Genomic DNA, 24,319 nt, shown 5'->3' with positions numbered 1-24,319 from the left:
CTTCCCCAAAATTCTCCTGCGTATTTGCTCTGGGGTATGAAGATTAGCAGTTCAGACATAGCATAAGCGAGCCCGGCCATCGCGGCGGGATCGTTTTATCAGACCTTATCCACAGCCCGTTCCTGAAGGAACCCTCGTCATCTGCGATATGGCGAGTCAGCAGCAGGACGTGATGGGGTTAAGCCGGGATGCGGCGCATGCGAACCAGACGCTGAGTCCGATATTTGATCAGGAGAAAGAGCAAAACCGTCTGGCGACGGCGCAGAAGACAGGTGAAATCGGGCGCCAGGTGAGTGATGTGCTGGTGACGCAGGGCAAGCTGAACGCGCAGGCGGCGCAGAGCGACCCGGCGGCGCGGGCAGCGGCGCGGGCGAAGCTGGTAGCGGGAGGGAATGGCAGTCCGAGCGAGGAGCAAATCAGCGCGCAGGTGAGCCGGACGGCGACGGCGGACTACGATACGGGCGGAAAGTACCAGAAGGTGGCGCAGGCGGTAACGGCGGCGATGCAGGGTCTGGCGGGGGGCAACCTGGCGCAGGCGGCGAGTGGCGCAGTGAGTCCGTATGTGGCGGAAATCATTCACAGGCAGACGCCAGACTGCGATACAGACTGTAAAGGAAAACTTGCTGAAGATGTGGCAGAAGGGAATGCAGTAGTATCAGCCCATCTGGCAGATACTGTTGGGTTAGGCATATTGCCTAAGGGGGCTTTGGTAACAGCTGCCATCAGTGGCGGAGCCAATACTGCAATACAATATGCCACGACTAGTGAAGTGAATTACATAGATGCGTTGATAGCGACTTGGGTTGGAGCAGCAACCTCAAAAACTGGTTGGTTAGGAACTGTGGGATGGAATGCGGCAGGTGGTGCAATATCCAGCTATCTGAAAGGGGATAATCCTTTTACAGGTGGATTAAGTAATGGTTTGGCCTCTGGGGTGGGTTATGGTGCAGGAAAACTCATTGAGCTGCCTATGGATAAAATTTACTACCCGATGAAGCCATGGAAAGACTGGATCTGGACAGATGTCGGGATGGGAATATCCAAACCGCTGCCGATTAATCCAGTACCTGGTATTGCTGGTAATGCCTCGGGTAGTGCGGTGACAGAGATCCTCAATGATCAAGCGGGTAAAACAGGTGTGAAATTCCAAAAAGGGAACCAAAAATGAATAGAAAATCTTGGTTCTTTATTTTTTTCTATCTATTTTTTGCTTGCAATGTAGCAATGATCGTATTGTTTTTAATTATATACGTGCTCATTAGAGGTTACCTCTTATTGGTTTACCACATCCCATTTGAGCTGATTTGGAGTGATACATGGAAGTATACAAAAGCTGCATGTTTCACAGGGGCGTTGATAGCTACTGGTTGTTGGTGGATTTATTACCAGGGCTACAAGAAAAATCGTAATAGGTAGCGGGAGGGAATCCCCATCCGAGCGAGGAGCAAATCAGCGCGCAGGTGAGCCGGACGGCGACGACGGACTACGATACGGGCGGAAAGTACCAGAAGGCGGCGCTGACACAGTTTGCCCAGCAGGAACGCTAACGCGAATCTATGTAGCCCCTCCCCGTTATCCGGGGAGAGGCAGGCGAGGCCATTACACCGCGACTTCCATTTCCATCATCACCGGGTGGAAACGGCGTTTAAAGTAAATCAGGCCGTGCCCTTGCGGGCTCAGGGTAATATTGCGGATCTCCACCAGATACACCAGGTGGGTACCAATGGTTTGCACCTGGCTAATCTCGCCTTCGAGACTGGCCAGCGAACCTTTCAGCACCGGCTGTCCGAGCGCGCCCTGCTGCCAGCCGCTGAGGGCAAACCGCTCTTCCATCGTCACCCCGGTCATCCCGGCGAAATGACGGGCCATGATTTCCTGTTCGTGGTTCAGCACGTTGATGCACAACTTGCCGTTACCCTGAAACACCGGGTTCATCGCGCTGTTGGCGTTGATACACACCATCACCGACGGCGGCGTATCCGTCACCGAGCAAACCGCCGTGGCGGTAATGCCGCAGCGACCGGCTTCGCCTTCGGTGGTGACAACGTTAACCGCCGCCGACAGGCTGGCCATGGCATCGCGAAAACGCAGGCGTTGTTCATCTAATTGCATTATGACCTCCCGCTGTGAATTACTTCAGCAGCTTATCCAACATGTTGATATCAGCGTTATTGTGCAGATGCGGCACCGTCCAGCCGTTCTGGTCGTACTCGGACAGGCAGCGGTCGACCATCGCCATCATTTTGTCCATATTGCCGGAGCTCTGCGCCTGGCGCAGACACTGCAGGCGAATTTCATCCTGGCTACCGGAGTAGTTGATCTCATACAGTTCATGGCGACCGCCGAATTCGCTGCCGATCGCGTCCCACATCAGTTTGAGGATCTTGATACGTTCAACGTGATCCATACCGTTGGAGCCGCGCACGTACTTCGCCAGATACTGGTCGATCTGCGGGTTGTTCAGATCGCGGGCGCTGGACGGCAGATAAATCAGGCCGCTGGTGACGTTGCGCTCGATGATGTTCTTGATCTTGGCGTAGGCCATCGGGGCCATCACGCGATAGGTCTGCAGCGCGGCGTGATCCGGCAGCCATGCGCCATTGACCCACGGCGTCGCTTCCGAGCACATGGAATCGCTAAGCGCCCAGAACATGTTGCGCCAAGCGACTACTTCGCCGAGGTCGGCCTGTACGCCGCGGAACTCGAGGGTGCCGGTACATTCCAGAGAGCGTTTCAGCAGGGCGGTGATAAAGTCCAGTTTTACCGCCAGGCGTACGCAGGCCTGCAGGGGATACATGCGGGCGAAACCGCCTTCCATGGTCCAGCGACGGCAGCGGTCAAAGTCGCGGTAAATCAGCACGTTCTCCCAGGGGATCAGCACTTTATCCATTACCAGAATCGCGTCGTTCTCGTCGAAACGGCTGGAAAGCGGATAGTCGTACGGCGATCCGGTCGCGCCGGCGACCATCTCATAGGAGGCGCGGGAGATAAGCTTGACGCCTTCGGCATCCATCGGCGCGACGAACATCAGCGCGAAGTCCGGGTTCTCGCCCATCACCTGTGCGGAGCCGAAGCCGATCATGTTGTAGTGGGTCAGCGCTGAGTTGGTGGCGACCACTTTCGCGCCGCTGACGATGATCCCGGCATCGGTCTCTTTTTCCAGCTTGATGTAGACATCCTTCACTTCATCAGCCGGCTTGTGGCGGTCGATCGGCGGGTTGACGATCGCGTGGTTAAAGTACAGGCCGGTTTCCTGAATGCGGGTGTACCAGTTGCGGGCGTTCTGCTCGAACTGGCCGTAAAACGCCGGGTTGGCGCCCAGCGCGCAGCCGAAGGCGGCTTTGTAGTCCGGGGTGCGGCCCATCCAGCCGTAGCTTAAGCGCGACCACTCGGCGATGGCGTCGCGCTGCTGGCGCAGGTCGTCGGCGCTTTTCGCCACGCGGAAGAATTTATGGGTGTAGCCGCCGCTGCCGGTATCGGTGCCCCAGCACAGGGAATCCTGCATCTCCGGTTTGTGCAGCGCATCGTACAGCTGCGCGACGGAAGCGGCGGCGTTACGGAAGGCCGGGTGGGTGGTGACATCCTTTACGCGCTCGCCGTAGATATAAATTTCGCGGCCATCCTGCAGGCTTTTTAAATACTCTTCGCCAGTTAACGGGCGTTTCGCGTCGGCGCGGAAATCTTCAGGTTTCATAGGGGCCTCTTCAGTATTTATCGGAAAAATAATGTTAAATATATGTTTTGTTTTTGTTGTTTAATTGAAGCGGTTATTGCGCTTGCCGTGAAGGGACGTTTGCGACAACGGCGGGTACTTTTCAGGCGGGATTAAATTTTGTGATCTCGGCAGCTTTTGGCGGGTGGCGCGGCGCTGACCCGTCCTGTGGTCTGTAGCCCAGGCAAGCGCAGCGCCGCCGGGGTATTACGACACCGGTACTTTTTGCGCCCGGTAGCTGCTGGGCGAGCAGCCGACCTGGCGGCTAAAAAAGCGCGCAAAATAGGCAGGGTCTTTAAACCCCAGCTGCCAGGCAATCTCATTGACCGCGCTATCGGAAAACAGCAGCAGCCGCTTCGCCTCGCGCAGCTGGCGGTCGAATATCAGCCGCTTCGGCGAACGGTTGGCGAAGCGGCGGCAGATATCGGTCAACCGCGATTCGGTCAGATGCAGCTCCCTGGCGTAATCCGGTACCGTCCAGTGTTGATGGAAGTGGCTGTCGATCATCTGGTTAAAGCGCTGGAATAATTTCAGCTCGCCGCGCATCCCGCTGGCGGCATGATCGTCGAGCCTGGCGTTGCGCAGCAGCAGGGTAAATACCGCCTGCGCCAGCAGCGCCAGGGTGTGTTCCCGCCCGGGCAACTGGGCGGTAGATTCCCGACGAATCAGCTGCCAGTAGTGGGCCAGCGCCGCCAGCTCGTCGGGTTTATCTGCCAGCGACAGACAGATCCCCGGCAGGCCGAAGGTCTCCCGTGTACCGGGATAGAGCACCTCCAGCAGCGGCCAGATCAGCTCCTCATGGACCGTCAACACATGACCATCGCTATCGGACTCGGTAATAAACGCGTGCGGCACCGAGGGCGGCGTTAACACAAACAGCGGCGCCTGCACCGAATAGCGATGGTCATCAAGCTGCAGCTCAATCTGCCCGGTATCAAGGTAGTGCATCTGGAAATAACGGTCGTGACGATGCGCCTGCATGTCGCGGCCAAAAAAGGCCGCCATGCGGGAAAACGACTGGTAGTGCACCTCTTCGGTGCCCAGGCTCTCGTCGTACTCTTTATTGATATCGATGTTGGCGATTGGGCTTTGGCACATAGCGGCTCCTTACGGTGTCGCGCGAGGGCGCGAGCCCTTCATCGGAATCGCCCAGATGATCACCGCGCCAATCACCAGCAGTGCGGCGACGAACCACAGCCCGCTGCTGAAGCTGCCGGTAATATCCTTCAGCCAGCCGATCATAAAGGGACTGAGCGCCGATCCGATATTGCCGGTGGCGTTGATCACCGCAATGCCGATTGCGCGGGCACGCAGACTGATGGACTGATCCGGCGTGGTCCAGAAGATGGCCATAGCGCTAAACGATCCGGTGGAGGCCATCACGATCCCGAGCAGCTGGATCAGGTTATGATCGGTGGCTGACGCCAGCAGCCAGCCCGCAGCGGCGAACAGGAACGGCAGGGCAGTGTGATGCTTCCGCTCCTGGTATTTATCGGAGTGGCGGCTCCAGTAGATCATCCCGAGAATGGTACAAATTTGCGGGATCGCCGCCAGCAGACCGATGGTGATATTGCTGCTGCTTTCGTTAAAGCTTTTGAGGATCTGCGGCGTCCAGATGCTGATCGCGCTGAGCGTATTGGTCAGGCAGAAGTAGGCGAGGGTATACATCAACACGATCGGGGTGAACACTTCCCGCCACAGGCTGCGCTGCTGCATGGCGTGATGGCTGATGGCCCCTTCCGGCTGCACCAGAGTCAGGCGATCGTTATCCATCATCTCCTGCAGACATTTTTTGTCCTCCGCCGTCAGCCACCTGGCCTTCGACGGAGAATCATCCAGCCAGAACCAGACCATAATGCCGAGCAGCACCGACGGGAAGCCTTCCAGCAGGAACAGCCACTGCCAGCCGCGCAGGTTCAGCAGACCGTCGAGGGACAAGATATAGCCGGAGACGATCGACCCCAGCGCGGTGGTCACCGGCATCGCAATCATAAACAACGCGTTAGCGCGGGCGCGGAAAAATGCCGGGAACCAGTAGGTCAGGTACAGCAGGATACCCGGCAGGAAACCGGCCTCGGTGATCCCCACCAGCATGCGCAGAACATAGAGACTTTTTGGTCCGGTGGCGAACATGGTGGCGGTAGAGGCGATGCCCCACAGCACCATGATGGTAGCGATCCAGCGTCGTGCGCCGACGATGCTGAGCATCACGTTGCTGGGAATGCCAAAAATGACGTAAGTGGCGTAAAACAGGGTGGTGGCCAGGCCAAACATGGTGGCGTTGAGGCCCAGATCCTGCCCCATGGTTAATCCAGCAAAGCCGATATTGATCCGGTCTAAAAACGAAAAGATAAACAGGACGAATAAAAACACGATCAGACGGCGGAAGAGCTTGTTGATAACCGACTGCTGCTGCGCCGTCAGCTGTTTGTGCTGATTCGCCGGATCGAACTTTTCCGGGATGGCAGGTGATGTATCGCTCATTATTATTTTCCTCTAATGGGAATTTTGTAGGGTACTGCGGGTTGCCCGGTAGTGCTGCGCTTACCGGACCTGCGATTCGCTGCTGCTCCGGGCCGGATGAGCGTAGCGCCACCCGGCGTTAGTAGACGCCTGACGAACCCAGGTCGGTTTTTTCCGCGCCAAACCGCGCCGCCAGCGCTTCTGCGCCGCGGGCCAGCAGGGTGGTATCGACGCCGACGGCGACGAACAGCGCGCCCAGTTCGAGATAGCGTTTCGCCAGCTGTTCATTGGCCATCAGGATCCCCGGCGCCTTTCCGGCCTGGCGGATTTGCTGGATGGCATCTTCAATGGCGGCCTGCACTTCCGGGTGTTGTGGGTTGCCGCCGTGGCCCATATCGGCGCTGAGATCCGCCGGGCCGATAAACACGCCGTCCACCCCGTCGACATCGAGGATCTGCGGCAAATTTTTCAGCGCTTCGCGGGTCTCAATCTGTACCAGTACGCACATGGCGTCATTGGCCCGGTGGATATAATCCGGAATGCGATTCCAGCGTGAGGCGCGGGCCAGCGCGCTGCCGACTCCGCGGATGCCGGCAGGCGGGTAGCGGGTGGCGCTTACCGCCAGCCGCGCTTCTTCGGCATTCTGCACCATCGGCACCAGCAGAGTTTGCGCGCCGACATCCAGCAGTTGTTTAATTTGTACCGGATCGTTCCACGACGGACGCACTACCGGCTGGCTGGGGTAGGGCGCAATGGCCTGCAACTGGGTCAGCACCGTTTGTACGTTGTTGGGCGCGTGTTCGCCGTCGATCAGCAGCCAGTCGAAGCCCGCGCCGGCCAGCAGTTCGGCGCTGTAGCTGCTGCACAGCCCAAGCCACAGGCCGATTTGCGGACGGCCGGCCTTGAGCGCCTCTTTAAATGCGTTGTTCATGTTGCTCTCCTCAAACAAAGCGGCAGCTGATGGCGCCCATGTTGCCGTAGTCGACGTGGAAGGTATCGCCCTTGCGCGCCGGGACCGGGCGGGTGAAGGAGCCGCCGAGGATAATTTGCCCGGCTTCGAGCTGGACATCGTACGGCGCCAGTTTGTTGGCCAGCCAGGCCACGCCGTTGGCCGGATGATTGAGTACGCCCGCGGCGACGCCGGTCTCTTCAATCACGCCGTTGCGATACAGCAGGGCGGAGATCCAGCGCAGGTCGAGCTCATCCGGTTTAATCGGCCGGCCGCCGAGGATCACCCCGGCGTTGGCGGCGTTATCGGAGATGGTGTCGAACACTTTGCGCGGACGCTGGGTTTCCGGGTCGATGTTGTGGCAACGCGCGTCGATAAGCTCCAGCGCCGGGATAACGTAGTCGGTGGCGTTGTAGACATCAAACAGCGTACAGTTCGGGCCGCGCAGCGGTTTGGCCAGCACGAAGGCCAGCTCGACTTCAATACGCGGAACGATAAAGCGGTCGGTGGGAATATCGCTGCCGTCGTGGAAGAACATATCGTCGAGCAGCGCGCCGTAGTCCGGCTCGCTGATCTGCGAGCTGGCCTGCATCGCTTTAGAGGTCAGGCCGATCTTGTGGCCTTTGAGCACGCGGCCTTCGGCGATCTTCATCTCGACCCACTCGCGCTGGACGGCGTAGGCGTCCTCAATGGTGATCGACGGATAATCCAGCGAGATCGCGCGGATCTGTTCACGCTGTTTTTCGGCCTGGTTCAGCCGCTGGGCAATCAGGGTGCGGGTCTGTTTATCGAGCATAGTGATTCCTGTGGCATTGTATTGCCGGATGGCGCTTTGATTATCCGGCCTACAAATTCATGGCCGTTGTAGGCCCGGTAAGCGCAGCGCCACCGGGCAATTTGCACATTATTTAAATAACGCGTGCACGTTGTTCTGTTTGTAGTTCAGCGTCGGGTCGAGCTCTTCCATGGCGAACGACAGCGCCAGATAGCGGCTCTCCATCAGTGCGGCAAAGTGGGCTTTGATCAGCGCGAACAGCATATCTCCCACGTCCTGACGGCTCTCCAGACTGCGCCCGGCGCCGATTTTCAGGGTCATATGCACGAAGGCGTAATCCTGCCTGCCGTCGGCCATCTGCCAGGTATCCAGCCAGTGGGCGCGGCTGCGAATACCGCCGATCGGGAAGATACCGGTGGCGGCCAGCGCCTCGTTGACTTTGGCGAACAGCCCTGGCAGATCGGCCTGCTCGCGGATGTTGTCGGTACATTCGGCGATAAAATGCGGCATGGGGCCCCCTTACGCCTGCGCTGGCAACGGGAACACGGCGTTAACCTGGCCGGTACCGGAGCTGGCGAATAGCTCGGTGATAAACTCCACCTTGCCGTCGTATTTATCCCAACCCAGCAGACCGAGCAGCATCACCGTGTCGTGCATGTTGCCTTCGCCGTAGCAGTAGTCGGCGTACTCCGGCAGCATGGTGCAGAACTCTTTGAATTTGCCCTCCCGCCACAGTTTCACCACGCGCTCATCCATCTGATGATCAAACTCGCGGGTGTAGCTGTTCATGCCCTCTTCGGCGCGCTGGTCATCGATAAAGCGGTGCGACAGCGAACCGCTGGCCAGCACCGCTACGGTGCCGTCATATTTCTCAATGGCTTTGAGGATCGCTTCGCCCAGCCTGCGGCTGTCGGCAAAGTCGTGAACGGTACAGAAGGCGGAAATGGACACCACTTTGAAATGCTTATCGCTGTTCATGTAGCGCATTGGCACCAGGGTGCCGTACTCCAGCTTCAGGCTGGGAATATTGTGTGCTTTGGCGCGTACGCCGAGCTTTACGGCCTCGTCGGCGATAAGCTGGCCCAGCTCCGGGTTGCCGTCGTAGTCGTAGGTCATGTCGCGAATAAAATGCGGCAGTTCGTTACTGGTGTAGACGCCCTGAAAATGGTCGGCGCAGTTGATGTGATAGGCGCTGTTGACCAGCCAGTGGGTGTCGAACACGATGATGGTATCGACGCCCATTTCACGGCAGCGCTTGCCAATTTCTTTATGCCCGTCGATCGCGCCCTGGCGGCAGCCGTGGTTTTTCCCCGGCAGCTCAGACAGATACATCGACGGCACGTGAGTGATTTTTGCTGCTAACGCTAACTTACCCATATCAGACTCCCCATTTCGGGATCGGATGGTCGCCCATCGAGATGCAGACGTTTTTCATTTCGGCGAACACTTCAAAGCTGTACTCGCCGCCTTCGCGGCCGGTGCCGGAGGCCTTCACGCCGCCGAACGGCTGACGCAGGTCGCGCACGTTCTGGGTGTTGACGAACACCATCCCGGCTTCAATACCGCGCGCCAGACGCAGCACTTTGCTGACGTCCTGGGTCCAGATATACGACGCCAGGCCGTATTCCACATCGTTCGCCAGGCGCAGCCCTTCCGCTTCGTCTTTGAACGGCAGCAGGCAGGCGACCGGGCCAAAAATCTCTTCCTGGGCGACGCGCATGCGGTTGTCGACATCCGCCAGTACCGTCGGGCGCAGGAAGTTGCCGGCTTTCAGATGCGCCGGCAGGTCGGACGGTTTATCCGCGCCGCCGGCCAGCAGGGTGGCGCCCTCTTCGATGCCGAGGCGAATGTAGCCGGACACTTTCTCCCAGTGCTGCTTGCTAATCAGCGCGCCGACCTGGGTATTCGGATCGGTCGGATCGCCCACGCGCAGGCGGTTGGCGCGCTCGGCGAAGCGCTTGACGAACTCCGGATAAATACTCTGCTGAATGAAAATGCGCGAACCGGCGGTGCAGCGTTCGCCGTTGATCGAGAAGATGGTGAACAGCGCGGCGTCGAGCGCGCGCTCAATATCGGCGTCTTCAAAAATCAGCACCGGCGATTTTCCGCCGAGCTCCATAGAGTACTTTTTCAGACCGGCGTTCTTCATGATGTTGCGGCCGGTGGCGGTGCCGCCGGTGAAGGAGACGGCGCGCACATCATGATGGCGCACCAGCGCGTCGCCGGCGGTGGCGCCATAGCCCTGCACCACGTTGAGCACGCCAGCCGGGATCCCGGCTTCCAGCGCCAGCTCGCCCAGACGATCGGCGGTCAGCGGCGACAGCTCGGACATTTTCAGCACCGCGGTATTCCCCAGCGCCAGGCACGGCGCCACCTTCCAGGTCGCGGTCATAAACGGCACGTTCCACGGCGACACCAGCGCGCACACGCCAACCGGCTGCACGAGGGTATAGTTAAGCATCTTGTCATCGACCGGATAGGTCTTGCCGTTCATCTGCTGGCACACTTCGGCGAAAAATTCGAAGTTATGCGACGCCCGCGGGATCAGCACGTTTTTGGTCTGGTGGATAGGCAGGCCGGTATCGGCGGTTTCCATCGCCGCGATCTCCGGGACGTTCTGATCGATCAGATCCCCCAGGCGGCGCATCAGGCGCGCGCGCTCTTTCATCGGCAGGTTAGCCCACTTCGGAAAGGCCTCTTTCGCCGCCGCTACCGCCTGGTGAACCTCGGCTTCGCCGCCAGAGGCGACTTCAGCCAGTACCTCGCCGGTGGCCGGGTTGGTGGTATGAAAATAGTCTGCGCCGGCAACGTTTTTACCGTTGATCCAATGGTTAATCTTTTTCATGACAGTGTCTCCTCATACGCTTGCTGGCTGATGATATGGTTGACCAGGCGGCCCACGCCCTCGACTTCAACGATCACCTCGTCGCCCGGCACCACATCGGATAGCCCTTTCGGCGTGCCGGTGGCGATCATGTCGCCCGGTTGCAGGGTCATAAATTCGCTTAAATAAGCGATGAGGAACGGGATGCTGAAGATCAGATCGGCGGTGGTGCCCTGCTGGCGCAGTTCGCCGTTGACCCAGGTACGCAGGGCCAGATTATGCGGATCCGGGATCGCCTCTTTGGCGACGATCCACGGGCCGATCGGCGTCAGGGTGTCGCGGCTTTTCACCCGCAGGTTCGGGCGGTAGTAGTTTTCCAGATAGTCGCGGATCGCGTAGTCGTTGCACACGGTATAGCCAGCGACATAGTCCATGGCCTCGGCTTCGCTGACGCGGCGCGCGGTTTTCCCGATCACCACCACCAGTTCGGCTTCGTAGTGCATGTATTCGACGTTATCCGGGCGTACCGACTGCTGCTGGTGGCCAATAAAGGTGTTCGGCGCTTTGATGAACACCAAAGGCTCGGTTGGCGGCTTAAATTCCAGCTCGCTGGCGTGGTCGGCGTAGTTCAGCCCCAGCGCGAACAGCGTGCCGTCGGCGGGCGGCAACCAGCGGAATTCGCCTTCTTTCAATACCGTGCCATCGTTCAGGCGCACCTGGTCGCGTTCATCGACCAGCACGTCGCGTACCTGTCCCTGCCATTCAATGCGTGCCTGTTTCATGCCAGCTCTCCTTCTGCGACAACCGGGTTTTCCAGCGCCGGGAATCCGTCGGCGAGAATACGTACGCGGTCGCCGGGGCGCAGCGTGACGCGAGAGTGGGGCGTGCCGATAAGGATCGCGTCGCCGGGATTGAGGGTGGCGAACTCGCTTAAGGCGCTCAGCAGCTGCGCGGCGTTACGCTGCAGATCGCCGGTATGCCAGCTATCCGCCTCGCGGCCGTTGATTTCGGTGATGATGGTCAGGTTATCGACGTTACGCACCGCCGACAGCGCGCCGACGGGGCAGAAGCCATCGCGGCATTTCGCCTTGATCGCCGGGCGATAAAAACTCTCTTCCGGCAGACTCACATCGTTAGCCAGCGCGTAGCCGGCGATATAGTTCGCTGCCTCTGCCGCCGCCACTTTACGCGCGGTTTTGCCGACAATCAGCGCCACCGTCGCGCCGCTTTGTACGGTCTCGCCCTGCGGATAGGGGATCGCCTCGCCGTCGCCAATCACGGTATTGCGCGGCTTGATAAACCAGACCGCGGTTTTCGGCGGCGTCTTGTAGGGGGCCTGTTGAAACGCTTCGCGCCAGGCGTCGAGCTGGCTGCGATGATTGAGCGCAACGGCGAAGATGGTACCTTTCATTCACCACTCCTCTGGTACTGATTTCGGATTTAAATGCATTTCATTAATATGTTAATGATCATCTTTTATGCTTTGCGGCCAGGTTTAGCAACTGGAAGTGAATGTTTTGTGATCTGATTAACACAATATTTACACATCAATAACTTATTGGTTTTTAATCAATGAGTTGACTGTTTTTCAGGAAGGGGCTGGTACTTTTCAGGTGCAGAAACCGGTTGTACATGGCAGGATTAAAGCTAATTATTAAGTTGTTAATAAGTTTTGGATGAGGCTGTAGAGGGGATACTATGCATGATTCATTAACCATTGCCTTGTTGCAGGCGCGTGAGGCGGCGATGGCCTACTTTCGGCCGATCGTCAAACGGCACAATCTCACCGAACAGCAGTGGCGGATCGTGCGAATTCTCGCCGAACGTCCGTCGATGGATTTTCACGATCTGGCCTTTCGCGCCTGCATCCTGCGCCCCAGCCTGACCGGGATTTTGACGCGCATGGAGCGGGATGGGCTGGTGCTGCGCTTAAAGCCGGTTAACGATCAGCGCAAGCTGTACGTCTCGCTGACGCCTGCCGGAACCGCGCTGTATGAAAGCGCTCAGGCCGAGGTGGAAGAAACCTATCGTCTGCTGGAGGCCCAGTTCACCACGGAAAAGCTGCAGCAACTGACCTCGCTGCTGGAGGAGTTTATTGCGCTTGGCGTCCCTGCCGGGCGCGGTGATGAGGAAGAGTAGCGGTTACGGCTCGGCGCTCGGCCGGGCGAGGGCAATAAGCGTTTCCGCGCGGGCGGGGGCCAGCGGTTCTCTTGGCTGCGGCAGCGGCCAGCCGTACAACCAGCGGGCGCTGGCGGCGCAGGTACGCCCCTGACAGGCGCCCATTCCGCAGCGCTGGGTCAGTTTGGCCTGCAGCCAGCCTCCGGCGGCCGCCACATCGCCGCAGCGTACATCCTCGCAGCGGCACAGCAGGCTCTCCGGCGTTGCGGCGTCTTTCAAGGATTCCGTCAGCCGGAAGGTACGGTTGATTGCTTCGGCGAAACGCTGCCAGCGGGCGCGGCGGGTAAATAACGCCTGCGCTTGCTGGCTGGCCCCGGCGGCGGCATACCCGGCGATTTCGCCCTCCGCCAGCGCCAGCTCGCTACCGCCGAAACCGGTACACTCGCCGGCGGCATAGATATCCGTGACGCTGGTCTGCTGCCAGCGGTTAACCTGGATCGCCTCCTGTGCCGTGGCGCAGCCAAACAGCAGCCCCGTCTCGATATTGGGTATCAGCCCGTAGCCGATAGCCAGCCGATCGCAGGCGATAGTTCGCTCGACGCCGCGCTGGCGAAGCGTAACGGCTTCCAGCCGCGTTGCGCCGTGAGCGCGGATCGCCTGCGCGCCGCTCAGATAGCCTTTCGGGGCCAGCGTCGCTAACTGGCGCAGCTTCTGCGGCCAGCGCCACAGCCCGCTGGCGAAGCGCAGTAGCGCCGGGAGCGGCGCTTGCTCAATGATATTCGTCACGTCGCCTCCGGCCTTGTTCACCGTATCCGCCACCGCCAGCAGTAGCGGACCGCTGCCGGCAATCACCACCTTTTCTCCTTTCAGCGACAGGCCCTGTTTGATTTGCGCCTGCAGGCCGCCCGCGCCGGTCACGCCGGGTAAGGTCCAGCCGGGAAAGGGCAGCGACAGCTCGCGCGCGCCGCAGCAGAGGATCAGTTTCTGCCAGCAAACCACGCCGCCGCCGTCAGCGGTTTCAAACAGCACGCTGTGCGCGGAGGGGCGGGCAATCAGCCGCGCGCCGTTCACTACCCGGATGGCGGCAGATGCGGCGATGGCGTCGCGGTAGCGCCGGGCCAGGGCGGGCTGCGTCGCCTGCGGACCGGCCCGCCAGATTTGCCCGCCAGGGGCGGGATTATCGTCGAGAATAATCACCTGTTTATCGCAGGCGGCGGCGGAGAGCGCGGCCGCCATGCCGGCGGGGCCGGCGCCGAGGATTAAAATGTCACAGCGCAGCGTGTTCATCGTGGCTCCTTTCTATTTGCATACCGGCCCGGCACAGGGTCTGGCAGGCCAGCACCCGTAGGCCATCGACGGTGACCCGGCACTCCTGGCAGACGCCCATGCCGCAAAACGGCGCGCGGAGATCGCCGTTAACCGCCTGGCGGGTGGTGGGGTCGCCGGTCAACGCCAGCGCCGCCGCCACGCTAATGCCTTCCGGCACCGTCAGCGCTTCGCCATCAATGGTGATAGTGAGCGTGGCCTTCATGCAATCGCCTCCTGTTGACACAAACGGGCCGGGAGCCAGGCGTCGGGCGCCACTGGGCAGCGTTCATCGAGGATCTGCGCCGCCAGCAGTTCAGCTGTGGCCGGAGCGGTGGTGACGCCCAGCCCTTCATGGCCCAGCGCCAGCCATACGCCACGGCGCGTGGGATGCGGGCCGATCAGCGGGTTGCCATCCTGCGAGGCGGCGCGCAGGCCGCTCCAGCAGCGGATGATATTCAACGTCGCCAGCGCCGGCACGAAATGGCGGGCGCGATCGAGCATCTGCGCCAGCAAGGGCAGATCCAACTCGCGCTCACGGTTATCAAACTGACGCGAAGAGCCAATCAGCAGCTGGCCGGTTGGCCGCGGCTGAAGGTTAAACGCCACCGAGGTGCCGCCGCCATGGGCGCTGGCGCCGTAACCCAGCTCAACCAGCTGGTGATGCACCCGCGGCCGGTAGCGATCGGTAATCGCCAGTTGGCCTTTTTTCGGTCGCAGCCAGTTTTCCGCTAACAGCGCGTTGGCTTCAAGTCCGCAGGCCACCACGATGGCCCGCGCCTGTAGCCGTTGGCCGCTGGCGAGCAGCACCTGCGGTTCGGTAATCGCCTGCGCGCTGTCGTGCAGGCAGGTAAGATGGTCTCCGGCATCGGCCATCAGCCAGCGGGCGACGTTTGGCGCGTAGACGATACCATCGCCTGGCACCCACAGGCCGCCCGCCAGCCCGCCGCGCAGCAGCGGCTCGCGTCCGGCGATCTGCTGCGGGGTCTGGCGTTCGCTGGGTACCTGATGGCCGGCCAGCCGCCGCTGTTTTTCGCCCGCGACGGCCATCTCTTCTTCGCTTTCCGCCAGCCACAGCGTGCCGCAGCCGCGCCAGGCGCAATGGTCGGGCATCCGTGGCGTGATAGCGCGCCAGCGTTCCAGCGACCATGCCGACAAGGCAAGCTCGGCGGGGTCGTCATCCATGCACACCAGATGGCCCATACCGGCCGCCGTCGCGCCGGGCTGACCGTCGTCGATAAGCGTCACGCTCTGCCCCCGCTTCGCCAGCTGCCACGCGCAGGCGGCGCCGATGATCCCGGCGCCGATCACGATGACGTCGCACTGCTTCACGGCGCGATCCCCCAGCAGAAGGGATCGTCAGGGTTGAGGATCAACTGGTTGTCTCCACACACCCAGGCTTCGCCGCGGATCGTTGGGATGATGCTTTCCGCGGTGCGCTGGTAGCTGGCGGTAAACTGGCTGCCGATGATGCTGGCCTGACGCCAGATTTCCCCCGGCTGCAGCTTGCCATCCTGCGCCAGGCAGGCCAGCTTGGCGCTGGTGCCGGTACCGCACGGCGAGCGATCCCAGGCCTTTCCCGGACAGAGTACGAAGTTGCGGCTGTCGGCGGTATCGTCATCGGCGAAGAGTTCGATATGGTCGATAACGCCGCCGTCGTCGCCGCGGATCCCCGCGGCTTCCAGCCCCTCGCGCACTGCCCAGGCGTAGGCGGTGAGCTGTGGAATATGTTCGGGGGTAATGGCGAACGGGTGGTCGTTAATCAGGAAAAACCAGTTGCCGCCCCAGGCAATATCGCCGATGACGGGACCATGCGCGGTCTCAACGCGGATCTGTTTTTTCCAGCGGCGGGCCGGGACGTTTTGCACCGATACGCTGCCATCGTCGTGCAACGTAGCGCTTACGTCGCCGACCGGTGTTTCAATCAGATGTACGCCGGGCTGGATACGCCCAAGCCAGGCCAGCGAGGCGATAAGCCCGATTGTGCCGTGGCCGCACATATTCAGAAAACCGGCATTGTTGAAGAAAATCACGCCAGCGGTAGCCGCCGCCGAGACCGGTTTGCACAGCAGCGCGCCGACCAGTACGTCATTACCGCGCGGTTCGAGAATGGCCGCCTGACGCCAATGGTCAAAGTCGCGGGCGAAGCGGTCGCGGCGCTTCGCCATGCTGCCGCCGCCGAGATCGGGGAATCCGTCAACGATCAGGCGGGTCGGTTCGCCGCCGGTATGTGAATCAATAGCTCTCAACGTAACAGGGGGGCGTGGCGCGGTCATCAGGCTCTCCGGAAGTTAACAACATGTTTCATCATGCTGGCGCAACCTTTCCCGACCTGCTTGAGCGCTTTCGTCAGAGAAAATGACGAAATCTGCACAGTCATGAGCGCGGTATATTTCTATTTCACATAGTTATTTCTTATTAATCATTTGCTTAATGCTGTGGTAAACCGAAAGTGACCATTGCGCCAGTGGCTAAATCAGGGGAAGGCGTAAAGCGGATCCAGGATCGCAAAACCGAGGGATGCTGCTTGAGGTGTTAACGGAAAGTGAATAAATATCCTTCGGTCACTTACCATGAGGAGGCCTTATGATCGGTGTTTCTGATGCGGCGCCGCCGCGCGCGGTTAACCAACCTGAGCTGGCCGTCGATGAGCTGAGCCAGATCTGCGAAGGGCTGGCGCGCCAGCGGCCGGAAAATATGCCAGCGCTGCTGAATGCGCTGGCGCTGATTGCGCCCCTGCTCAATGCCATTCCTAATGTGGTCTTTTTTATCAAAGATCGTCAGGCGCGCTATCTGCTGGCGAACCTGACGCTGGCCCGCCGCTGTGGTTTCAAAAGCGTCTCCTCGCTGCTGGGCAAAACCTCCGCCGATGTCTTTCCTTCCGCGCTGGGTCAGGGTTATACCGAACAGGATCTGCGGGTGTTGCGCGAAGGTGTGACCCTGCGCGATCAGCTGGAAATGCATCTCTACAATGGCCGCGAGCGCGGCTGGTGCCTGACGCAGAAACTGGCGCTGCGCGATGTCCGCGGGCAGGTGATCGGCATGGCCGGGATCTCGCACGATCTGCAGGAGGCTCATGCCCGCCATCCGGCGTGGCAGCGGCTGGCGATCGTCGACGATCATATCCGCCGCCATTATCACCGGCCGATCGCCATGGAAGAGTTAACCGCCTTAAGCGGGATGTCGATTGCGCAGATCGAACGCTACTGCAAACGGATCTTTCATCTCACTCCGCGGCAGATGATCCACAAAGTGCGGCTGGAAAAAGCGACCGAACTGCTGGCTGGCGATACGCCGATTACCGATATCGCCCTGCAGTGCGGGTATACCGATCACAGCGCCTTTAGCCGCCAGTTCAAGGCGATGACCGGCTCGACGCCGCGCGATTTTCGCCTCACGCTGCTCGGATAAACGCTGGCTCACACTTTTGCCGACTGTGCTAATTTCGTCATCGTATTGAGGGAAAACCGACAAGCCGCCGGTTCCGCGACACGTCAATCTGTCAGTGAATATTCACCATTCATTCACTTCGACTTAACAAAATGACGACAAGGAACCGAGCATGAGCAAAAAAGCGATTCACTGGAGCGGCGTATTCCCGGCGGTCAGCACGCAGTTTCGTAGCGATTACTCCCTCGATTTAGACGCCACTCACGCGGTGATGAAAAACCTGGTGAAAGATGGCGTTTCCGGGCTGGTGGTATGCGGCAGCGTGGGTGAAAACACCTCGCTGAGCACCGATGAAAAACTACAGATTATCGAGGTGGCGAAGGATGCCGCCGGCGGCAAAATTCCGGTCATCGCCGGGGTGGCCGAGTTCACCACCGCCTTCGCCCAGAAAATGGCGAAAGAGGCGGAGCGCGTCGGCGTCGACGGGATCATGGTGATGCCGGCGCTGGTCTACTCCTCAAAACCGCATGAAACCGCGGCCCACTTCCGCAGCGTGGCGAGCGCTACCGACCTGCCGATTATGGTCTACAACAACCCGCCGATTTACAAAAACGACGTGACGCCGGACATTCTCGCCACCCTGACTGACTGCGACAACATCGTCTGCTTTAAAGACTCCTCCGGCGATACCCGCCGCTTTATCGACCTGCGTAACACCGTTGGCGACCGCTTCGTGCTGTTTGCCGGGCTGGATGACGTGGTGGTGGAAAGCATCGCCGTCGGCGCGGAAGGCTGGATCTCCGGAATGTCCAACGCCTTCCCGCGCGAAGGGGAAACGTTATTCCGTCTCGCCCGCCAGCAGCGTTACGAAGAGGCGATGGCGCTGTACCGCTGGTTCATGCCGCTGCTGCATCTCGATGCGCGTCCGGATCTGGTGCAGTGCATCAAGCTGTGTGAAGAGTTGCTGGGCCGCGGCAGCGCCATTACCCGTCCGCCGCGTCTGGCGCTGGAAGGCGAAACGCGCCAGCAGGTGGTGGCGATCGTTGAACAGGCGCTGGCCACTCGTCCGACGCTGCCGGATGTCGGCCTCTGAGCACAGGAGTCAATATGAATGCATCTCAGACCATGGCGGGACGGCAGTTTATCGCCGGACGCCGTATTGCCAGCGGTGAGGCGACGCTATTGAGCCTGCGGGCGGTGGACGGCGAAGCCACCGGCCACCGCTTTTATCCGGCTTCCTGTGAGGAAGCCGCTCAGGCCGCAGAAGCCGCGCAGGAGGCCTTTGCCGTCTATTCACAAACCACGCCGCAGCAGCGGGCGCGCTTTCTCAACGCCATTGCTGATGAACTCGATGCGCTGGGCGAGCCGTTTTTTGCTATCGCCGGGCAGGAGACCGCGCTGCCGCTGGCGCGGCTGCAGGGAGAACGGGCGCGCACCAGCGGCCAGTTGCGGATGTTTGCTGGCGTGATCCAGCGCGGCGATACCTTCGCCGCCCGTATTGATACCGCCTTAGCCGACCGTCAGCCGCTGCCGCGACCGGACCTGCGCCAGTATCAGCAGGCGTTAGGGCCGGTGGCGGTGTTTGGCGCCAGCAACTTTCCGTTGGCCTTTTCCACCGCCGGCGGCGATACCGCCTCGGCGCTGGCGGCTGGCTGTCCGGTGGTGGTGAAGGCCCATCCGGGCCATATGGCCACCGCCGAGCTGACCGCCGAGGCGATCGTCAGGGCGGTGGTACGGTGCGGTTTACCCGGCGGCGTATTCAATATGATTTTCGGGACCGATATCGGCGCCGAATTGGTCCGTCATCCGGCGATTCAGGCCGTTGGCTTTACCGGTTCGTTAGCCGGCGGTAAGGCGCTGTATCAGCTGGCGCAGCAGCGCCCGCAGCCAATTCCGCTGTTTGCTGAAATGTCGGCGATTAACCCATTGATTATTCTGCCGCAGGCGCTGCAGACGCGGGCCGAAGAGCTGGCAAACGAGCTGGTGGCGTCATTTACCCTCGGCGGCGGCCAGTTCTGTACCCGTCCGGGGCTGATTCTGGCGCTGCGCGGCGCCGGGCTGGAACGCTTTAAGTCGGCGCTGTGCGCGGCGGTAGCGGGCTCCACGCCGCAGGTGTTGCTCAATGCGCCGACCCTTCAGCACTACCGTCAGGGCGTGGCGGCGCTTGCGGCGCACCCGCGTATCGAGAAGTTGGCGAGCGGCATCGCCGCCGGCGCCGGGCAGGCGCAGACCCTGCTGTGGCAGGCTCAGGTCGAGGATCTGTTGGCGCAGGATACGCTGCTGCAGACCGAAGTTTTCGGCCCGCTATCGCTACTGGTGGAAGTGGATGATGAGGCCCAACTGCAGGCGGTGGTGAAAGCGCTGCAGGGGCAGCTCACCGCGACGGTGCATGCTGAGGCGGATGATGGCCCGCTGGCGGCGAGCCTGCTACCGCTGCTGTGTGAGAAGGCCGGACGGGTGCTGTTTAACGGGTATCCCACCGGCGTGGAAGTGTGCGATGCGATGGTCCACGGCGGCCCGTGGCCGGCGACCACCGACGCACGCGGGACCTCGGTCGGCAGCCGGGCGATTGAGCGTTTTCTGCGCCCGGTCTGTCTGCAGAACGCGCCGGCTGCCCTGTTACCGCCGGCGCTGCAGGATGCGAACCCTTTGAACCTGCTGCGCCTGGTCAACGGCCAGTGGACCCGGGAAGCGATTTCCTCCTCTCATTGACGCAAGGGCATCACCATGACCATTCACACTACGCATAACAGTCAAACCCGCGTTGCTGAGTCGGGTAAGTTTAAAAAACAGCTGACCCTGACCGATCTCACCTTTATCGGCCTGGGGGCGATATTCGGCTCCGGATGGTTATTCGCCGCCAGCCACGTGGCCTCCATCGCCGGTCCGGCCGGGATCGCCTCGTGGGTGATCGGCGGCTTTGCAGTATTGCTGCTGGGGATTGTCTACTGCGAACTGGGGGCGGCGCTGCCGCGCGCCGGCGGCATTATTCGCTACCCGGTCTTTTCCCACGGTGAGCTGATGGGCTATCTGCTGGGGTTCATCACCTTGATCGCTTTCTCCAGCCTGATCTCAATTGAAATCGTCGCCGCCCGGCAATATGCCGCGGCCTGGTTTCCGGCGCTGACCCAGCCGGGCTCCAGCTCGCCGACGCTGCTGGGGTGGGTGGTGCAGTTCCTGCTGCTCTGTTTCTTCTTTGCGCTTAACTACTACAGCGTTAAGACCTTCGCCCGATCGAACAACTTCATCAGCGTGCTCAAGTTTTTGGTGCCGCTGCTGGTGGTGGTGACGCTGTTCGCCTTCTTTAAACCGGAGAACCTGCACGCGCAGGGGATTGCGCCGTTTGGCATGTCCGGGGTGGAAGCGGCGATCAGCGCGGGCGGAATTATCTTCGCTTATCTGGGACTGACGCCGATTATCTCGGTGGCCAGCGAAGTACAAAAGCCGCAGCGGACTATCCCTATTGCGTTGATTTTATCAGTGGTGCTGTCGACGATTATCTACGTGCTGCTGCAACTGGCGTTCCTTGGCAGTATCCCCACCGAAATGCTGAACGGCGGTTGGGCCGAGGTGAGCAAACAGTTCTCGCTGCCGTATCGCGATATTGCCATTACCCTCGGCATGGGCTGGCTGGCCTTTATGGTGATAAGCGATGCGATCATCTCCCCGAGCGGCACCGGCAATATCTATATGAACGCGACGCCGCGGGTGATCTACGGCTGGGCGAAGGCGGGTACTTTCTTTAAAGCCTTTACCCATATCGATAAAGCGTCCGGGATTCCGCGTCCGGCGCTGTGGCTGACCTTCGGGCTTTCAATCTTCTGGACGCTGCCGTTCCCCTCCTGGGAACAGCTGATTAGCGTGGTGTCGGCGGCCCTGGTGCTGAGCTACGCCATCGCTCCGGTGACCGCTGCCGGGCTGCGCCGCAACGCGCCGGATCTGCCGCGGCCGTTCCGCGTGCGCGCCTTCGGCATCATCGGCCCGGTATCGTTTATGATCTCGGCGCTGATTGTCTACTGGTCAGGCTGGAATACGCTCTCGTGGCTGCTGGGGCTGCAAATCGTGATGTTTGTCGTCTACGTGATGTGCAAAGGTAAGGTGCCGGAACATACCGTGAGCCTGGCGCAGCAGGTGAAGTCTTCGCTGTGGCTGATCGTGTTTTATGCGTTGATTATCCTCTTTTCCTGGCTGGGCAGCTTCGGCGGGCTTAATGTTATCGGTCACCCCTGGGATACGGTGCTGGTGGCGGCGATGTCGTTGGGGATTTACTACTGGGGCGCGCGCAGCTGCCTGCCGCAGGCTAACTTTAGCGGAGACGAAGAAGAGTAAAGGAGAACAGTATGGAGTCGGTAACTCTATCGTTACCTGAAGCTTATGACCTGGCGCTGGAGGTACTCAGCGCCAATGGATTTAGCGCCGACCACGCGGCGGCGATTGCCCGCAATGTGACCGCCGGGGAACGCGATGGCTGCGCTTCCCACGGCCTGTGGCGGCTGTTGGGCATTGTCGATACCCTGCGCAAAGGTAAGGTATCGCCCGATGCCGAGCCGCAGATCCATGACCAGGCGCCGGCGATTGCGCGGGCGGACGCCGGGGGCGCTTTTTCACTGCTGGCCTACGAGCGCGCGCTGCCGCTGCTGCTGGAGAAGGCGCGGCAAAACGGCATTGCGGCGCTGGCGATTAACCGCTGCGTCCATTTTTCCGCGCTGTTTGCCGATATTGAGCCGTTGACCGAGGCAGGGCTGGTGGGGCTGGCCTGCACGCCAAGCCACGCCTGGGTCGCCCCGGCGGGCGGCACGCGTCCGCTGTTCGGCACCAACCCTATTGCCTTTGGCTGGCCGCGGCGGGATAAGCCGCCGTTTATTGTTGATATGGCGACCAGCGCCGCGGCGCGTGGTGAGATCCAGCTGCATCAGCGTGCCGGCAAAGCGCTACCGCAAGGATGGGGAATCGACAGTCAGGGACAGCCAACGACCGATGCTGCAGAGGTGCTGAACGGCGCGATGTTAACCTTTGGCGGCCATAAGGGCTCGGCGCTGGCGGCAATGGTTGAGCTGCTGGCCGGGCCGCTTATCGGCGATATGACCAGCGCCGAATCGCTGGCGTGGGATAACGGCGCGGGTGGGCTCCCCTACGGCGGCGAGCTTATCCTGGCGCTGGATCCGCAGCGCTTTCTCGGCGCGCAGGCACAAGAGCAGCTGGCGCGCGCCGAAACGCTGTTCAATGCGATGCAGGATCAGGGGGCGCGGCTGCCGGGCGAGCGGCGTTTCGCCTGCCGTCAGCAGAGTGAGCAGCAGGGGGTTACCATCAGCCGTTCATTGCATGATGAGATTTGCGCCTTGCGGCCATAGTAAAGCGCGGAGCGCGGCGGGCCGACCATCAGAGCGACAGGCGCATGGCGCAGCGCGACTCGGGCGGCAGGCCGTGCCGGGTCTCCTGTTCCCTTTTTGCCGCCAGTCCGGCAGGCAGGGTCAGCTCATCGAGCATGGTGAATCCCAGACGGGTATAAAACGGCGCATTCCACGGCACCTCGCGGAAGGTGGTGAGGGTTACCGCCGGATAGCCCATCTGCTGTGCGCCCTCAATAACCTGCTTCAGCAGCATCCGGCCGATGCCCTGATGCTGCCAGTTCTGATGGACGGCGACTTCGACGATAAATAATGCATCGTCGAGCGGTTCGGTCAGAATAAAGCCAATCGGCTGCCCGGCGGCTTCCGCCAGCAGGCTATGCTCGGTTTCCAGATAATCATGATGACGCGCAACGCTAATCACCTCGCTGTCCGCCAGCCAGGCGAGAGAGGGGATCTGGCGAAATGCCTGGGCGGCAGAACGTTCAATGGCGGGCAGAAGGGCGATATCGCTCTCCTGAGTCAGGCGTAATACGGCATCGGCAGTTATAGTGTTAGTTTTCATCACCTCAGCATAGCAGCCTTCGGGAGAAAAGTATGGAGCTGACCGCCGTTCCCGCCACGCAGTTCAGCAGCGTGCAGTTAACGGATATTCTCAACGCCTGTTTTGAAGCCTATCTGGTGCCTGTTACCCAGTCGGTGGCGGGATTTGTACAGCGTTTCAGCGCCGAGGGGATGAGCCTGATCGATTCCCGCGTCTGGCTGGCCGGAGATGAACCGGCGGCGATCGCGATTGTCGCCCGCCGGGGAAGTGCCGCTCGCCTGGCGGCCTTTGCCCTGCGCCCGGCCTGGCGCGGCAAAGGCCTGGGCCGGGAACTGATGCAAGATCTGCTAATGCTCCTGCAACAGCAGGGGGTTGAGACGGTATCTCTGGAGGTGATCCGCGATAACCATGCGGCCGTCGCGCTATATCAGACGCTGGGCTTTACGCGACGCTACGGGCTCTGCGGCTACCTGAGCAATGAACCTCTGGCTCCGGTAGCGGGCGTATTACAGCTTTATCCCACCCTGGCCCTGCTACGGCGCGCCATTGACGAGAGTAACAGTCAGCTCCCCTGGCTGCTGGATCCGCTCACCTTCGCCACCCTGCCATGTCAGGTCGTGACGCTGGAACAGCGCGCCTTCGCGGTTCTAACAACGGCGGGCTCACGGCCTGTACTGCAATTTTTGTGGGTGGAGCCCGCCGCCCGCCGTCAGGGGCTGGCGCGTGAGCTGCTGGTGACGCTGGCGCAGCAGCTCCCGGGTGTGGGGACTTCGGTGACGGTCCCGGAAACGTTTACACCGCTGTTTGCCGCGGCGGGATATGCGCCGCTATCGCTGCAGCAGTATGAAATGAGCGCAACGATGAATGCCCTGCGGTCAGCAGGGCGTTAAG

At 60.7% G+C, this 24,319-nt stretch carries 24 protein-coding genes and 1 pseudogene; 8 read left to right on the top strand and 17 right to left on the bottom strand.

The window, feature by feature from the left end:
- Positions 1–148: 148 nt before the first annotated feature.
- A complete protein-coding gene (locus DTA24_RS24580; protein ID WP_227540381.1) occupies positions 149–1,168 on the top strand; it encodes a hypothetical protein in 1,020 nt (339 codons plus the stop codon).
- Positions 1,169–1,599: 431 nt separating this feature from the next.
- On the opposite strand, the gene DTA24_RS24575 is transcribed toward DTA24_RS24580, so the two are convergent.
- The 12 genes and pseudogenes from DTA24_RS24575 to DTA24_RS28510 form a co-directional block, all read right to left on the bottom strand.
- The gene (locus DTA24_RS24575; RefSeq protein ID WP_012542962.1) at positions 1,600–2,112 is read right to left on the bottom strand and encodes a 4-hydroxyphenylacetate 3-monooxygenase reductase subunit; all 513 of its coding nucleotides are present in this window, start codon (positions 2,110–2,112) and stop codon (positions 1,600–1,602) included.
- A gap of 19 nt (positions 2,113–2,131) precedes the next feature.
- A complete protein-coding gene (gene hpaB / locus DTA24_RS24570; RefSeq protein ID WP_002887473.1) occupies positions 2,132–3,694 on the bottom strand; it encodes a 4-hydroxyphenylacetate 3-monooxygenase, oxygenase component in 1,563 nt (520 codons plus the stop codon).
- 225 nt (positions 3,695–3,919) lie between these two features.
- Positions 3,920–4,810: a 4-hydroxyphenylacetate catabolism regulatory protein HpaA gene (hpaA, locus tag DTA24_RS24565; RefSeq protein WP_012969005.1), complete on the bottom strand. Its 891-nt coding sequence runs from the start codon at positions 4,808–4,810 to the stop codon at positions 3,920–3,922.
- Positions 4,811–4,819: 9 nt separating this feature from the next.
- Positions 4,820–6,196, bottom strand: a complete 1,377-nt coding sequence (gene hpaX / locus DTA24_RS24560; protein ID WP_123837093.1) for a 4-hydroxyphenylacetate permease — start codon at positions 6,194–6,196, stop codon at positions 4,820–4,822.
- 118 nt (positions 6,197–6,314) lie between these two features.
- Positions 6,315–7,106: a 4-hydroxy-2-oxoheptanedioate aldolase gene (gene hpaI, locus DTA24_RS24555; protein WP_012969004.1), complete on the bottom strand. Its 792-nt coding sequence runs from the start codon at positions 7,104–7,106 to the stop codon at positions 6,315–6,317.
- A gap of 10 nt (positions 7,107–7,116) precedes the next feature.
- On the bottom strand, positions 7,117–7,920 hold the full coding sequence (gene hpaH, locus DTA24_RS24550; protein WP_002887487.1) for a 2-oxo-hept-4-ene-1,7-dioate hydratase: 804 nt from the start codon (positions 7,918–7,920) through the stop codon (positions 7,117–7,119).
- Between the two features lie 108 nt (positions 7,921–8,028).
- Complete coding sequence (locus DTA24_RS24545) at positions 8,029–8,409, bottom strand: 5-carboxymethyl-2-hydroxymuconate Delta-isomerase (protein ID WP_039102809.1); 381 nt, start codon at positions 8,407–8,409, stop codon at positions 8,029–8,031.
- 9 nt (positions 8,410–8,418) lie between these two features.
- Entirely contained in the window at positions 8,419–9,276 is an 858-nt protein-coding gene (gene hpaD, locus DTA24_RS24540; RefSeq protein ID WP_002887492.1) for a 3,4-dihydroxyphenylacetate 2,3-dioxygenase, read from the bottom strand.
- 1 nt (position 9,277) lies between these two features.
- Positions 9,278–10,744: a 5-carboxymethyl-2-hydroxymuconate semialdehyde dehydrogenase gene (gene hpaE / locus DTA24_RS24535; protein WP_023297017.1), complete on the bottom strand. Its 1,467-nt coding sequence runs from the start codon at positions 10,742–10,744 to the stop codon at positions 9,278–9,280.
- Entirely contained in the window at positions 10,741–11,505 is a 765-nt protein-coding gene (locus DTA24_RS24530; RefSeq protein WP_008807571.1) for a fumarylacetoacetate hydrolase family protein, read from the bottom strand. The genes hpaE and DTA24_RS24530 overlap by 4 nt, the downstream gene beginning before the upstream one ends.
- Positions 11,502–12,134, bottom strand: coding sequence for a fumarylacetoacetate hydrolase family protein (locus tag DTA24_RS24525; protein WP_012969003.1), 633 nt, complete (start codon positions 12,132–12,134; stop codon positions 11,502–11,504). The genes DTA24_RS24530 and DTA24_RS24525 overlap by 4 nt, the downstream gene beginning before the upstream one ends.
- A 58-nt stretch (positions 12,135–12,192) precedes the next feature.
- Positions 12,193–12,357 (bottom strand): annotated as a pseudogene (locus DTA24_RS28510) (hypothetical protein).
- Between the two features lie 64 nt (positions 12,358–12,421).
- On the opposite strand from DTA24_RS28510, the gene hpaR reads away from it, so the two are divergent.
- Positions 12,422–12,862, top strand: a complete 441-nt coding sequence (hpaR, locus tag DTA24_RS24520) for a homoprotocatechuate degradation operon regulator HpaR (RefSeq protein ID WP_002887503.1) — start codon at positions 12,422–12,424, stop codon at positions 12,860–12,862.
- 3 nt (positions 12,863–12,865) lie between these two features.
- On the opposite strand, the gene DTA24_RS24515 is transcribed toward hpaR, so the two are convergent.
- The 4 genes from DTA24_RS24515 to DTA24_RS24500 are packed head-to-tail and all read right to left on the bottom strand — an operon-like array spanning position 12,866 to position 16,422.
- On the bottom strand, positions 12,866–14,128 hold the full coding sequence (locus DTA24_RS24515; RefSeq protein WP_050887437.1) for an FAD/NAD(P)-binding oxidoreductase: 1,263 nt from the start codon (positions 14,126–14,128) through the stop codon (positions 12,866–12,868).
- Positions 14,109–14,372: a (2Fe-2S)-binding protein gene (locus DTA24_RS24510; protein WP_039102812.1), complete on the bottom strand. Its 264-nt coding sequence runs from the start codon at positions 14,370–14,372 to the stop codon at positions 14,109–14,111. The genes DTA24_RS24515 and DTA24_RS24510 overlap by 20 nt, the downstream gene beginning before the upstream one ends.
- Positions 14,369–15,478, bottom strand: coding sequence for an NAD(P)/FAD-dependent oxidoreductase (locus tag DTA24_RS24505; protein WP_038422079.1), 1,110 nt, complete (start codon positions 15,476–15,478; stop codon positions 14,369–14,371). The genes DTA24_RS24510 and DTA24_RS24505 overlap by 4 nt, the downstream gene beginning before the upstream one ends.
- Complete coding sequence (locus DTA24_RS24500) at positions 15,475–16,422, bottom strand: 4-hydroxyproline epimerase (protein WP_016160240.1); 948 nt, start codon at positions 16,420–16,422, stop codon at positions 15,475–15,477. Before DTA24_RS24500 ends, DTA24_RS24505 begins: the two co-directional genes overlap by 4 nt.
- Before the next feature lie 310 nt (positions 16,423–16,732).
- Between DTA24_RS24500 and DTA24_RS24495 the strand changes: the two genes are divergently transcribed.
- From DTA24_RS24495 to DTA24_RS24475, 5 genes are all read left to right on the top strand, one after another.
- Positions 16,733–17,557, top strand: a complete 825-nt coding sequence (locus DTA24_RS24495; protein WP_008807566.1) for a helix-turn-helix domain-containing protein — start codon at positions 16,733–16,735, stop codon at positions 17,555–17,557.
- 151 nt (positions 17,558–17,708) lie between these two features.
- On the top strand, positions 17,709–18,629 hold the full coding sequence (locus tag DTA24_RS24490; RefSeq protein ID WP_008807565.1) for a dihydrodipicolinate synthase family protein: 921 nt from the start codon (positions 17,709–17,711) through the stop codon (positions 18,627–18,629).
- 14 nt (positions 18,630–18,643) lie between these two features.
- Positions 18,644–20,248 (top strand): aldehyde dehydrogenase (NADP(+)), encoded by a 1,605-nt coding sequence (locus DTA24_RS24485; RefSeq protein ID WP_038422081.1) that lies wholly within the window; start codon positions 18,644–18,646, stop codon positions 20,246–20,248.
- A 15-nt stretch (positions 20,249–20,263) separates the two neighbouring features.
- The gene (locus DTA24_RS24480; protein ID WP_012542949.1) at positions 20,264–21,865 is read left to right on the top strand and encodes an APC family permease; all 1,602 of its coding nucleotides are present in this window, start codon (positions 20,264–20,266) and stop codon (positions 21,863–21,865) included.
- Between the two features lie 11 nt (positions 21,866–21,876).
- Positions 21,877–22,887, top strand: a complete 1,011-nt coding sequence (locus DTA24_RS24475; RefSeq protein ID WP_008807562.1) for an Ldh family oxidoreductase — start codon at positions 21,877–21,879, stop codon at positions 22,885–22,887.
- Between the two features lie 28 nt (positions 22,888–22,915).
- On the opposite strand, the gene DTA24_RS24470 is transcribed toward DTA24_RS24475, so the two are convergent.
- The gene (locus tag DTA24_RS24470) at positions 22,916–23,449 is read right to left on the bottom strand and encodes a GNAT family N-acetyltransferase (protein ID WP_022065571.1); all 534 of its coding nucleotides are present in this window, start codon (positions 23,447–23,449) and stop codon (positions 22,916–22,918) included.
- A gap of 32 nt (positions 23,450–23,481) precedes the next feature.
- On the opposite strand from DTA24_RS24470, the gene DTA24_RS24465 reads away from it, so the two are divergent.
- A complete protein-coding gene (locus DTA24_RS24465) occupies positions 23,482–24,318 on the top strand; it encodes a GNAT family N-acetyltransferase (protein ID WP_008807560.1) in 837 nt (278 codons plus the stop codon).
- Position 24,319 lies beyond the last annotated feature (1 nt).

Origin of the sequence: Klebsiella sp. P1CD1 (assembly GCF_003790505.1) — a bacterium.
In the GTDB taxonomy this organism is placed as follows: domain Bacteria; phylum Pseudomonadota; class Gammaproteobacteria; order Enterobacterales; family Enterobacteriaceae; genus Klebsiella; species Klebsiella variicola.
Note: the sequence above shows the minus strand (reverse complement) of the source record. Positions and strands in the feature narration are given on the sequence as shown.